The sequence below is a fragment of the Bacillus sp. SD088 genome (assembly GCF_017355205.1).
Taxonomy (GTDB): domain Bacteria; phylum Bacillota; class Bacilli; order Bacillales; family Bacillaceae_C; genus Lederbergia.
Window position 1 is genome coordinate 95,500 of sequence record NZ_JADIJK010000003.1, and the last position, 12,304, is coordinate 107,803.

Here is a 12,304-nt window from a genome sequence, read left to right on the forward strand (position 1 = left end):
ATAAAAAATATGAATCTTTCGGTTTCAGATTTAACGGGAGCCACCAGGATGAGATTGTGGGAATTTATGCTATCGGCTGGGAAAATGTGAATTCTCCCAATTATAACTGGGATGGCATGGCGCGAAGCGAAGTTGGCAAATATGTATTTCAATATACCTTATCAGGTCAAGGCATGATCGAAATAGATGGAAAAAGGTATCCCTTAACATCTGGAAAAGCCTTTTTGGTAGAGTTGCCCAGTCCACACCGCTATTTTTTTCCTAAAGAGAGTGAGCATTGGGAGTTTATTCATATTACTTTATATGGGAAAGAAATTCAAAGAGTCTTTCAACTGATCCATGAGGAAAAGGGACAAGTGATCACCTTTCCACCTGAATCAGAATTGATCCAATTATTATTAACGATTTATCAAAAAGCAGTGGAGAAAAACATCACGGATGCCTATCAGGCTTCTGCATTAGGTTATTCTTTTATGATGGAGCTTTATCGATTTGCTCGTCATTTGGGTTCACCTATCCAGCAATGGCCCGAACCTATTAATAAGGCTGCCTTATTTGCTCAAAAACATTATGATAAACCCATTGGGCTCGATGATTTAGTCGAAGCATCTGGTTTATCCAAATATCATTTCACACGACTTTTTCATAAAACAACATCGATGACCCCGTTAAACTATTTAACCAAAATCCGCCTCGATAAGGCGATGGAATGGCTTCTTACATCTGATCAGTCTATTCAAGAGATTGCTCGAAAAGTTGGCTATTCCAATGGTAACTATTTCAGTAAAGTGTTTCATAAGCGAATGGGAATGTCTCCCGGACAATTTCGCAAAAGCAAACACACTGTACCTGTGGACCATATCGTGGTGGATTAACAAGAAAAGCGCAAGGCGCCCGCCTATCGGCGACAAGCAAATGTTCTGGGACAAAGAAAGGTGTTCTTTGCCTTTCATTGGCTCAGGTTATTATGCAGAACATCGGCTAAATTCGCGCCGTCCTGGCGCAACGCCGATGGACTCGCTCCTGCGAGCCTCGAGCCGATGGCGCCTGAAGCTAGACACCAATCGTAAGGTAAACAGTTATCCACAAGCGACAATTTTATAGTTTCTAACAAAAGCGCAAGGCGCCCGTTTAGCGACGTACAAACTTTTATAGTAAGGATGAACAGCTAAAAACGCGCCATCCTGGCGCAACGCTGTTCTGACCTACATCCTGTTGGCCTCCGACAAGCAAATGTTCCTGAACCTAGGAAGGGGCTTTTTCCCTTCATAGGTTCAAGGTTATTTGACCTAGGGGGGCTGGGCGCTGGAGCTAGACACCAATCTTCCCTGTTAGAACTTATCAACAATTTAGGTTTTTGTCATTTGCTATACAGCAAAAAAACAGAGCTTAAGGGGTGAACCATGAAAGCAAAACCAATTTATGTAGAAGTCCCTATCAAAACGGAAATTGAGCGTCTATGGGCAGCTTCTCAAGATCCTCAAAAACATGAGCAATGGGATTTGCGCTTTAGCTCCATTACTTATATGCCAAAAAAAGCAGATGAAGCGCAGCTTTTTACATATGAAACAAAGATTGGATTTGGGATAAAAATTGCGGGCTGGGGAAAAAGCACTAGTGAGGTGCGAAGTCAAAGCCAGGATGGCTCCCGTACTTCGGCTTTACACTTTGGTACAGAGCAATCTATCAGCATTATCCGAGAAGGACGCGGGTATTGGAAGTATAAACCAAATGGGGATGCTATCGATTTTATTACCCAGTATGATTATCAAGTGAACGGAGGGAGATTCGGGAAATTATTTGATGTGCTCATTTTCCGTCCTCTGATTGGCTGGGGAACCGCTATAAGCTTTGATGTTTTAAAAAGGTGGTTGGAAAAAGAAGAAACCCCTGCCTCCCAATTCTTACGCTTTTTTTCCGGTTGGATGATCACGTTTCTTTTCTTTTTTATTTGGCTGTATCATGGATTGGTGCCAAAAATCTTCCATCCCCATCCCGAGGAAATAAGTATGATGACCAATTTATTGCCTATCCAGCTTCAAGCTGCGCAAACGTTGACAGCGCTAATTGGAATAGTAGAAATCCTGTACGGACTATGTTTAGTCATTGCTCGTAAAAAAAGAAAATGGTATATCTTGCAAATGTTCGCTTTCCCAATTTTGGGCTGCTCTGCCATTATAGCCAATCCAGATTATTTAGCACATCCTTTTAGTCCACTCACTTTTAATCTGGCATTGATCGTTCTATCCATACTTGGTTTTCTATTACACAAGGATCTTCCTACGGCAAGGAGCTGCAAACGAAAAAAATGAGGTGCCCACATGTCGATTTATAAGGAAGTTATTGGAGAGGAATTTTTCCAATTACACCCCATGCTCCAAAAGAGATATCAATTTCCTTTCGAAGCGAAAGGAATCATGAGTCATATTCAAGGTGGACCTAAATGGTTATTTCCACTATTTTACATAGCTACTAATTGGAAGCTTCTTTTTCCAGAGCGAGGAGAGAATATTCCTTTTTCCATCAAAAATATCCCTTTAAAGGGACCAGAAGATGAAGAACAAATTTATTGGGAACGCGTTTTTCATTTTGGCTCGAAGAAGAGATTTTTCAATGCAAAAATGAGCCTAGATCCTAATCGAATGATCATTAAAGACTATCTTGGCGAACCAAGCTTATTTTACTCTGATTTAACGATGTCCGTGTTGAGTGATGGAAGTTTGCAAATTGATTCAAAGGATCAAAAACTTGTTTTAGGTAGATTTGAAGTCCCCCTTCCAAAAATGCTGCAAGGCTTGGCGACTGTTAAAGAGAAGTATTTGGAAGATCAAGAGTGTTTTCATATTTCAGTGAGCGTGATCAACCCGCTAATTGGAACCGTATTTGCTTACGAAGGAGAGTTTAGCACGCATGAAGTTACGCCCATTCATCCTTGTTCATAGCCTTTTATTTTTATTAATCGCCAGTTTTAGTATCCAACCCTGGCCTTCCATTATGCTGACGATTGCACAAATTGTTTATATTCCCATCGTATTGCAACTCGTATCCAAACAACAAGATTGGTTGAACAGATTGTATTACTATTTCTCCATTCCTGCTTACGGAGCTGTCGCTTTTTTACAATGGACAGACCAAACTTCTTGGGATGGCTGGGTCGCTGCGATTTATTTCCTATTTACGATCATGGTAGCGATCTATGGAGTAAGTCGATTTTTACAAAGAGGTTTCGTACATTTAGAGGAATTTTCCATCGATCTAGGACTTATTTATTTGGCGATGGGAGGAGCTTGGTTTTGGGCATATGAAGCCGGATGGAACACCGGTTTTTCAGCGATCCTTACCTGGCTAACCGCGATCCATTTTCATTATTCCGCCTTTCTATTACCAATTTTTATTGGCTTCTTAGGAAGACAGGCAAAGTCGACAGCCTATCGCTGGATCAGCCCTTTGCTTTTAGTATCTCCGCTTATTGTCGCGATTGGCATCACTTTTGCCCGTTGGATTGAGTTGCTTTCGGTCCTCCTCTATATCATTGGCATTGGCGGATTAATTTTCTTAGCCTTTCGATGCGCTCTTCAAAACCTTTGGCAAAAACTGCTCGTGCGCCTTTCATTTCTCTCATTAGCTGTCACGATTAGTTTTTCACTTTTATATGCCTATGGCAACATATCACATTTATTTATTGTTAATATTGATTTCATGCTTCGTTTTCATGGTTTACTGAATTGTGTTGTGTTCGCTCTCTTTGGCGTAGTGGGATGGTCGCTCCATGTCCCTTCCCAAAAAACAAGCAGCTCTGCTTTTCCGATTAGCCAGATCCGCGGAGGATTGGTGATTGGGGAAAAACTTATGGAAATAATAAAAAATGACCGTAATGGCCCTTCTTATCGAGGATTAGTCGATGATATGCGTGTTTATGGGGTGAATAAACAAGCACTCTCTCCTACGATTATTGATTTTTACGAACGGACAATTGATTATCGACTTTCCGCAAAAATTAACTGGTCTAGTTGGTTTAAACCCTTGGCCGCTCTCTATCGAATATGGAGTAAATGTATGCAACAAATCAATTTACCCATTCATCACCGTGAAATCGAGATGACAGGGGGCATCTGGGGGATTCGCAAGGATTTAGACGGACGAACAGCGCCTCGCGCCTGGCTACGAAAAATTGAAGATGAAATCGTGTTTGTCGCCCTTTATTCTGAACACAGAACAAACGAAAGAAACTATATGAATATTGCGCTACCGCTTCCGTGGTCTGCAATGACTGGAATCTTAGATGTAAAACCTTTAGGATCCGGCTTACAACTAACAAGCAAAAAAGACCAGCAACAATCTGATGCTGGCATTTATCTCACCTGGAAAAAGTATGTATTCAAACTACCTCTGGAAGAATGCTTCCATATCGAAGAGGTGCAAACAGGAGAATTGCGTGCCAAACATAAGATGTGGATCTTCGGCCTTCCTTTTCTAAAAATTGATTATAAAATTAAGCAAAAATAAAGCGAGACTTGTCAGGGTGTTAGCGTCCGTTCCCCCACTCAGCCTTTTTTGACGTCTTATCGTCTTGAAGTGGGAGCTTACGGACGGTTGCACGGGATAAATGGGTCTCAAGTCTCCTTCTTTTTCCTTAATTGTTTCTCTTTAATTCATGATAAACCCTTTTAAATTCCTTTCTAAACTCCGCTTTCTTTACATTGCGATTTTGTGCAATGTCATAAAACTTTTTCCCTGCCTTATGTTCATTCACAATATCCACCAAGGCACTATTGCTTAACTTTGCAATAATCGCAGCGTTCATTATATGATGAGTCTCCAAGGAATTTTCTGCTTGGATTTTTTTCAATTCTTCTGGAGAGATAGCAGAATATCCAGCGATATATCCGAGAATTTCTTCTTGATGATCTTTATAAAACTTTTTCATCTTCTTATGCTTGGCTTTCATTTTCTTATGCTTTGCCTTTATTTCCTTCACATCGATGCCAAAATGACTAGCCGTTTTTTCCCAAGATTTGCTTTTTTGATGGTGATTCAATACATCCTCAATATCTTTTCTCGCAAGGTGAGCAATCCCCTTTGCATGAAAAATATCTTTTTTTGAATAACCTTTGTCAATCAATGACTGAAATTCCTCTTGATCCATGTGAAAATGAGTCGTTTCATGAGCTGCTGCATTTCCAGTCAGGGTACTTATTGCAATGAAAGAAATACAAAGTGCAATTACAAATGTTTTTAACTTTATCAAATCCGAGCACTCCCTTTTTGATTATTTCGCTTGTTAGTGTAACCAAAAAAGGAAAAATCATTAAAAACAATGCTCTCTATTCTCTTTTTATTAATATTGGCTGAAGAAGTCTGTTATTTTGAGTGAACTTCATGAATTATAGCATCTTCATCTAACTGGGAATCTTTTAAGGCAATTATAGCCCCAAGTGATTGGAATGTTTCAACCACATTTTCGTATCCACGTTCGATGTGCTGAATACCAGTAATCTTTGTTTCCCCTTCTGCCACAAGCCCCGCAAGGATTAAACAAATACCCGCCCTTATGTCAGAAGCGTGGACGAGCGCGCCATTCAAAGGCGTTCCTCCCTTGATGAAAGAAACTCCTGAACGGACTTTCATATCCGCTCCCATTCTTCTTAACTGCTGGACATGATGAAAACGCTGGGGATACACTTTATCACTAATAATACTTTTACCCGGCGCTTGTGTAAGTAATGCCGTTAAAGGTTGTTGTATATCTGTCGGAAACCCAGGATACATAGATGTTCTTACTCTCGAGGCTTTTATAATACCATCGGAGTGTGCGGTGATCGATTGATCATCCACCTGGATCGTTAACCCGATTTCCCTGAGCTTTAAAATGCATGCAGTTAAATGATCAGGAATAACATCCTGTACCGTGACAGTCCCGCCTTTCATTCCAGCTGATATTAAAAAAGCACCTGCAATTAAACGATCGGGGATAACACGATGAACGCCACCCTTTAAATGTGGAACTCCAGTAATACGGATCGTGTCTGTTCCAGCTCCACTGATCTTGGCGCCTATTTTATTTAATAAAATTGCTGTATCAATCACTTCCGGATCACGAGCCGCATTTAATAAGATCGTACTTCCTTTGGCTCGCACAGCCGCTAACATGATGTTAATCGTGCCACCTGAAGTAATCCGGTCAAAATAAATTGTTTCCCCTTTTAGTTCAGTCGCTTCCACTTCATAATAATCCTTGTGAAAGGTAAATTTCGCCCCCATCATTTGCAATGCTTTGATATGCTGATCCATCGGACGACTAACAAAATCATCTCCACCAGGATAACCTAGCGATATTTTGCCAAACTTCGCTAGTAAAGCACCCACAAAATAATAAGCTGTTCTAAAAGCGGAAGATTTTTTTGGATCGAGACATGTGTGATGAATCTTCCTAGGATCAATCTGCACTGCCCCCGAAGAATCACGATACATTGTACAGCCAATTTCGTTTGCTATTTTACATATGACCCGAAAATCAGAGATATTTGGAACACCGAGTAAGGTTACCTCATCATCAGCTAAACAGGATGCCGCTAGCAAAGCTAATGAGCTATTTTTAGAACCTGGGATATGAATTTCACCTTGTAATTCTGGAGAGGATTGTACACTAATCCATTTCATCTATTTCACTTCCATTCTCTTCTTCATCTGCAAATATGATATCAACATTTCTTTTTCTAATTTCTTGAATTGCTCTTTCCGGTGCTGCTTGATCTGTTATCACGAGATCGATCGTTTCAATCGGAGTAGAAGTAATAAACATTTGTTGTCCTAACTTCTCATGTGGTACAAGACAAATGTTTTTACGGGAAACTTGGGCAACAGTGCGAGCAAAAGCCCCACTCTCTGGTGTTGCAGTACTAATTCCATCCCCAGAAACTCCACCACCTGTTAAAAAGCCAATATCTAATGTAAACTTGCTCATCATTTCAATCGCTAATATATCAATCATACTGCCAGCCGATTCCGCTCGCAATTTTCCACCGATTAAGTAGGATGTAATATTGTCCTGCATTCGAATGAGTGCAGCAATTTTCATTGAATTGGTGATTACAGTAAAAGGAATATCTGTGGGAAGATATTTCAACATTCCATATTGAATGCCAGCACCACCTATATAGACCGTATCATCTTGCTTAATATAAGAAGCTGCTAGCTTGGAAATCGCATTTTGGTGAGGAGCACCTTCTCCGTATCGCTGTGATTCCGGTTGTGGCAAGGTCCGAACCTTTGGATTGGAAGACCTTGATATCGCTCCCCCATACGTCTTTTGTAGTAAACCCTGTTCCTCCATAATCGTTAAATCCCTGCGTATAGAGTCAACAGACATTTCGAACAACTCAGATAGATCCTTTGCAATAACTCGGCCTTCTTGCTTTAATAGTTCTAAGATCTTCTGCCTTCGTTCCTCTGCTAACATCCTATTCATCCTTTCAAACTAACATCTGCCCTCTTCTTCTTATTATTATGCCGGATGTTTCACTTTTGTCAATAAATTCATTCGTTTTGTTTCACATTATTGCTTTTTTTAAAAATACTTAGCTTTTCTCCCCTCAAACCAGCAAAAAACCGACGGCGCTGTATCGCCGAACGGCTTGTAATTTCATAGTTTATAAAAGTGAATAAAGCTCTACAAATGGACCGCAAATATCAAGCAAAATTCAACCAATCCACTGTGTGGGCAATGTTTCTAATGGAAGCCTATGGTTTAAGTTTTCATTTTTTATGTTTTAGTAAACATAAAAAATGAATATATTAAAAAGGACCGGACGGCCTGTAATAGAATCGCTTTAAAAGCAATCAGCATTAGACAGATAATCCGCCAATTGCTTTCTAGGTCAAGGGCGGATTATTTTTATGGTTAAATAACTAGGATTAAGCTTGCGAAAGTAATGGCAAGCATTAATCCTTCACCTCCCTCTCAGATTTACCGAGACAAGGGGCAAAGAAAAGGTGTTGACCCCCCTTGGAAACTTATTCTATTACATGTCCATTAATAACCTAATCAATATAGGTTAAGTGAATAGCACATTACATAGAGTTGCGCCACTCTAAATGTAAAAACAGCTATATTCCCAGTTTCATCGTATTTTCAAAGATATTTGTGCTATCAAGCGAAAGTTTAAACTGGATAACTTTTACAATTCCCTTTCTTATATTACCGTTTCAATTTCAGAATACTTTTTCGCTCGCTCATCGGCCTCGATTGCTGCTTTTGTAGCTTCTAAAATATCTCTATGGGTGATCCCTATTTGTTCTCCATTGATGCGTCGTAAGAAATCCTCTGTAATATTTCCCTCCACATTTTCTAGTTCGACACGCCTAGGTTGCTGTTCATGAGTCACTAGGAACATTAAATTCTCATTAGTAATTAAAGGGTCTCCCGATAGACGCAGCTCAGCATATCCTTTTGTACCCACGACGAAGACACGTCCATCTCCATATGTTTTGCTTGCTTCCGGTGTGTGCCAATCCACATAAAGCTGTGCGAGTATATTACCTTTTAGCAAAACTTGAAGGGAGGCAGTATCATAAAAAGTGGGATATTCCGGTAAAATATTTTTGCTTACCATTCCCTCTACCTCAATGATTTCTGCACTAGTCAACCAACGCAGCAAATCAAAATCGTGAACAGACAGATCTATTACCAATCCCCCACATTGTTCCTTAGAAAAATGCCATTTTGGACGGTTAGCAGGTTTTAATTTATGGGGTTTGCGGATGCCGATATTAACGATCTTCCCTAAATCTCCCTCATCTATATACCTTTTTAATGTTTGAAATGCTGGCCGATAACGTTCTGTCAAAAGCATCCCCACTTCGATTTTGCCTCGTTCTATGGTAGACTTCAATCGCCTATAGCCTTCCCGATTCGAAACAGCAGGCTTATCAACCATGATATGTTTTCCTCGCTCTTCACAAAGTTCAATCAGATCTATTTTTTGATTATTAATCGCAGAACTTCCAACAATATCGACGTGACTTCCGAGTAAGACTTCCTTATCTTCTACAATTGGAAGCTTGTATTTGCTTGCCATGGATGTAAGCAATAGTTTATTTTCTGTTTCATACATACCCACACATTCATATCCAAGCTCTAACATTTCCTCAATAAAAATGCCAATATGTTCGTGCTGACATCCGATTATAGAAAAAGCTCTTTTATCCATCTTGATCTCCTCACATATTATATTTGTTCGTTAGATTGGCAGCGCGCACCTCCTATAAATTTTTTGCAAGGTAGATATTTTCTCTCTCGCAATGAAGCAAATTATAAAGAGGAATAAAGCGTGACGGCCATCAATGGGGCTTCATCCAACAGATGGTTAGCGAGACTTATCGTCCGTTAGTCTCATTGTCTTGAAGCGGAGGCTTACGGACGGTTGCACTGGGATATACGAGTGTTCCAGCTTTATAAGTTTGCAGTATATTCACATGTTTATCTTCCAAGTTAAAAACGACCAAATCGGCAGGCGCTCCTTCGATCAGACCTTTTTGCGTTGGAAGCTTCATAAAAGTAGAAGGGCGAATGGCGGCCATTTCCCACGCTTCCCATAAATTACATAAGCCTGTTTTTAAAAGATAAGTGACCCCGTCTTTGAGCATTTTTACTGAACCTGCCAATAGATTGGGATTTGCCTGTAAATATAGCTTGCCTTCGGGTGTCAGCACTACCTTACCACCAATATGTGTTTCATACTCACCAGCTTCAAGCCCACTTAAGTAGACTGCATCACTAACTAACATTGATTGAAAGCCCTTTGTTTTCATCGCCACTTTTAGGAATGATTCTGGTAAGTGGAATCCGTCGGCAATGAGACATGTCCAAAGATCATCTTGTGCTAATTGCTCCCAAATATAATTTGGGTGACGTGGAAGATTAACATGTGCACCATTCCCTAAATGTGTTGACATTTTAGCTCCAGCTGCAACGGCTTTTTGTATTTGTTCAGGAGTCGCGGCTGTGTGCCCAATCGCAACCACCACGTCGTTTTCTACACATTTTGATATAAAATCAAATGAACCGGTCCATTCGGGAGAGAGTGTGATGATTTTAATCATCCCTCTCGCAGCATTTTGCCAGGTCTGAAAAAGATCCCAGTCAGGAGCTTTGATGTATTCCTTCCCATGTGCACCTCTAGGACCATCTTCTGGAGAGATAAACGGTCCTTCAAGATGGATTCCGGTTATACATTGTTGAACTTGTTGATCACTTGCTTTCGCAATGACTTCCACTGCCTTTTCGATGGCTTCATCATGATTCGTTATGATGGTTGGACAATAAGAAGTGACTCCTTCTCTCCATAGGGCTCTTGTTATCTGTTCAACAAGTTCTTGAGAGATTGGCAGTGTATTAAAATCATTCCTTCCATAACCATTTATTTGTAAATCAACCAGCCCTGGAGCAATATATGGAAGTCCCCTCTCCCTTTGTTTGGCAACAGCTTGTATTTGACTAATTGTCCCCTCTTCTATTGATACAAAAATCTGTTCACCCGTAGCATAATGAATCCCTTCGATCACCGTTTTCATTTTATGCTCACTCACTACCATAAGAGTCCTCATCTAAATAAAGGATACAATTTGGATGACGTCGCAAAACAGTTGCTGGATTTTTGCTTGAAATCGGGTTGTTTAATGTTTCCTTCACCGCAACCTTCTTTGTCTTCCCTGGAACAATACAATATAGATAGTTTCCCGACATTAATGCAGGTATCGTTAAAGTAAGTGCATGTGTTGGCACATCGTCAATCGTCGGAAAGCATCCGTCATTTACTTGTTGTTGACGGGAGATCTCATCTAACTCCACCGCTTTAATAAATTGTGGATCTTCAAAGTCTGCTACCGGCGGATCATTAAAAGCGATATGACCATTCTCACCAATTCCTAAACAAACGATATCCACTGGAGCTTCTTTTAAAAGCTGGCTATACCGTTTACATTCTTTTGTTGCATCATTTGAACTATCAATTAAATGGATGGTACCTGGTTTAACATGATCAAAAAGCTGATCTGTTAAAAATGTACTAAATCGTTGTGGCGATTCAGCTGATAACCCTATATATTCATCCATATGAAAAACTGTAATACGACTCCAATCGATATCTGGAGCCTGCCTTAATGTTTCAAGAAATTCATTTTGAGATGGAGCTGAGGCAAAGATCATTCGAATGTTGGCTTTTTCCTGTAAAAGTTCTTTCATTTTTGCTATAACATCTACTGCTGCAGCCTTCCCCATCGCTTTTCTACTTTCATATACTCTAACAGTTAAGTTTCCGACCTTTTCCTTTTTAATAGGATGTATAAGTAGATTCAACTTGTAAATAACCCCTTTCCCTGTTTCTTATAAGTTGACCGTTTTTCCAGTTGAACGGCTTTCATTTGCCGCTTCCAAAAATCTCGTAATCTCCAATGTCTCCTCATACTGAATGGGCGATTTTCCAGTATTAAAAAATGGAATGATTTGCTCTAAGAGAGTAGCATAATAGGGTTTTTTATAAGCAGATACATCAACAAAATCTGTCCCTTCTTCTGTATGAATCAATGCGCCAAATGAATGATTGCTTTTGCGATTTCCCCTGATACACCCGATTCGTCCATCTGCCCATTCACCAATAATCAAATCATGATCCGCGCTCGTTGCAACCGTTACCTTTTGACATCCACTGCCAAACACTCGATAGAGCATTTCTACAGTATGAACCCCATACCAGAATAGACCATGATGAGGTTCGATAGCTAACGGTCCATAACAATCCATCCCTATTCGATTTTTCCTCTCTGCTTTCTCAAGCACAGCTGATAACCCAGCTGCATACCGAAGAGCCGAACAGCTCATGATTGGAGTTTGATATTGTTTAGCTAGTCTCTGCATCTCCTTCGCTTCTTCTGTTGTCGTGGCAAATGGTTTATCAATAAATGTTGGCTTTTTAAAGGAGACAATTTTTCTAAATTGCTCCAAATGAACTCTCCCATCAACAGATTCTAATAATACCGCATCACATTTTTCTGCAACTTCCTCTGGGGTATGGACCATTTCTATCCCATAGCCATCTCGTAACTCGTTTGTAAAACCTTCTACACGACTATAGCTTAACTCCATGTCCGACGATCCTCCGGGATATGCTACAACCACTTCTCCTCCAGGTACATGAAAATCATTGTTCGGATCATTTAGTAATTTAGTAAACGCTATAACATGTGACGTATCTAAACCAATCATACCAATTTTAATAGTACTCATGCATCGATCCCCTCCTCAAAT

Annotated in this window: 11 protein-coding genes; 4 read left to right on the forward strand and 7 right to left on the reverse strand. The window is 40.1% G+C overall.

The window, feature by feature from the left end:
• The first annotated feature begins 56 nt into the window (after window positions 1-56).
• The 4 genes from IPU53_RS03470 to IPU53_RS03485 all read left to right on the forward strand — a co-directional run bounded on the left by IPU53_RS03470 (window position 57) and on the right by IPU53_RS03485 (window position 4,506).
• A complete protein-coding gene (locus IPU53_RS03470) occupies window positions 57-875 on the forward strand; it encodes a helix-turn-helix domain-containing protein (RefSeq protein WP_244852360.1) in 819 nt (272 codons plus the stop codon).
• 528 nt (window positions 876-1,403) lie between these two features.
• The gene (locus tag IPU53_RS03475; RefSeq protein WP_207447724.1) at window positions 1,404-2,312 is read left to right on the forward strand and encodes a DoxX-like family protein; all 909 of its coding nucleotides are present in this window, start codon (window positions 1,404-1,406) and stop codon (window positions 2,310-2,312) included.
• A 9-nt stretch (window positions 2,313-2,321) separates the two neighbouring features.
• Entirely contained in the window at window positions 2,322-2,942 is a 621-nt protein-coding gene (locus tag IPU53_RS03480; protein WP_207447726.1) for a DUF4166 domain-containing protein, read from the forward strand.
• Complete coding sequence (locus IPU53_RS03485; protein ID WP_207447728.1) at window positions 2,911-4,506, forward strand: YndJ family protein; 1,596 nt, start codon at window positions 2,911-2,913, stop codon at window positions 4,504-4,506. The genes IPU53_RS03480 and IPU53_RS03485 overlap by 32 nt, the downstream gene beginning before the upstream one ends.
• A gap of 127 nt (window positions 4,507-4,633) precedes the next feature.
• Here IPU53_RS03485 and IPU53_RS03490 read toward each other — a convergent pair whose 3' ends face one another.
• From IPU53_RS03490 to IPU53_RS03520, 7 genes are all read right to left on the reverse strand, one after another.
• Window positions 4,634-5,248 (reverse strand): hypothetical protein, encoded by a 615-nt coding sequence (locus IPU53_RS03490; RefSeq protein ID WP_207447730.1) that lies wholly within the window; start codon window positions 5,246-5,248, stop codon window positions 4,634-4,636.
• 113 nt (window positions 5,249-5,361) lie between these two features.
• A complete protein-coding gene (gene murA, locus IPU53_RS03495) occupies window positions 5,362-6,660 on the reverse strand; it encodes a UDP-N-acetylglucosamine 1-carboxyvinyltransferase (RefSeq protein ID WP_207447738.1) in 1,299 nt (432 codons plus the stop codon).
• Window positions 6,647-7,459, reverse strand: coding sequence for a DeoR/GlpR family DNA-binding transcription regulator (locus IPU53_RS03500; protein ID WP_207447740.1), 813 nt, complete (start codon window positions 7,457-7,459; stop codon window positions 6,647-6,649). The genes murA and IPU53_RS03500 overlap by 14 nt, the downstream gene beginning before the upstream one ends.
• Before the next feature lie 733 nt (window positions 7,460-8,192).
• Window positions 8,193-9,209 carry a Gfo/Idh/MocA family protein gene (locus tag IPU53_RS03505; RefSeq protein ID WP_242698047.1) on the reverse strand — a complete coding sequence of 339 codons (1,017 nt, stop codon included), beginning with the start codon at window positions 9,207-9,209 and terminating at the stop codon, window positions 8,193-8,195.
• A gap of 166 nt (window positions 9,210-9,375) precedes the next feature.
• A complete protein-coding gene (locus IPU53_RS03510) occupies window positions 9,376-10,593 on the reverse strand; it encodes an N-acetylglucosamine-6-phosphate deacetylase (RefSeq protein WP_242698048.1) in 1,218 nt (405 codons plus the stop codon).
• Window positions 10,580-11,356 (reverse strand): glucosamine-6-phosphate deaminase, encoded by a 777-nt coding sequence (locus tag IPU53_RS03515; protein WP_396019894.1) that lies wholly within the window; start codon window positions 11,354-11,356, stop codon window positions 10,580-10,582. The genes IPU53_RS03510 and IPU53_RS03515 overlap by 14 nt, the downstream gene beginning before the upstream one ends.
• A gap of 27 nt (window positions 11,357-11,383) precedes the next feature.
• Window positions 11,384-12,283: a Gfo/Idh/MocA family protein gene (locus tag IPU53_RS03520; protein ID WP_207447742.1), complete on the reverse strand. Its 900-nt coding sequence runs from the start codon at window positions 12,281-12,283 to the stop codon at window positions 11,384-11,386.
• Window positions 12,284-12,304 lie beyond the last annotated feature (21 nt).

What these genes read in the sequence shown, in the direction of transcription:
- murA (WP_207447738.1), bottom strand. Translation starts at nt 6,660, where the DNA reads ATGAAATGGATTAGTGTACAATCCTCTCCAGAATTACAAGGTGAAATT.
- IPU53_RS03505 (WP_242698047.1), bottom strand. Translation starts at nt 9,209, where the DNA reads ATGGATAAAAGAGCTTTTTCTATAATCGGATGTCAGCACGAACATATT.
- IPU53_RS03475 (WP_207447724.1), top strand. Translation starts at nt 1,404, where the DNA reads ATGAAAGCAAAACCAATTTATGTAGAAGTCCCTATCAAAACGGAAATT.
- IPU53_RS03520 (WP_207447742.1), bottom strand. Translation starts at nt 12,283, where the DNA reads ATGAGTACTATTAAAATTGGTATGATTGGTTTAGATACGTCACATGTT.
- IPU53_RS03485 (WP_207447728.1), top strand. Translation starts at nt 2,911, where the DNA reads ATGAAGTTACGCCCATTCATCCTTGTTCATAGCCTTTTATTTTTATTA.
- IPU53_RS03480 (WP_207447726.1), top strand. Translation starts at nt 2,322, where the DNA reads ATGTCGATTTATAAGGAAGTTATTGGAGAGGAATTTTTCCAATTACAC.
- IPU53_RS03510 (WP_242698048.1), bottom strand. Translation starts at nt 10,593, where the DNA reads ATGGTAGTGAGTGAGCATAAAATGAAAACGGTGATCGAAGGGATTCAT.
- IPU53_RS03500 (WP_207447740.1), bottom strand. Translation starts at nt 7,459, where the DNA reads ATGTTAGCAGAGGAACGAAGGCAGAAGATCTTAGAACTATTAAAGCAA.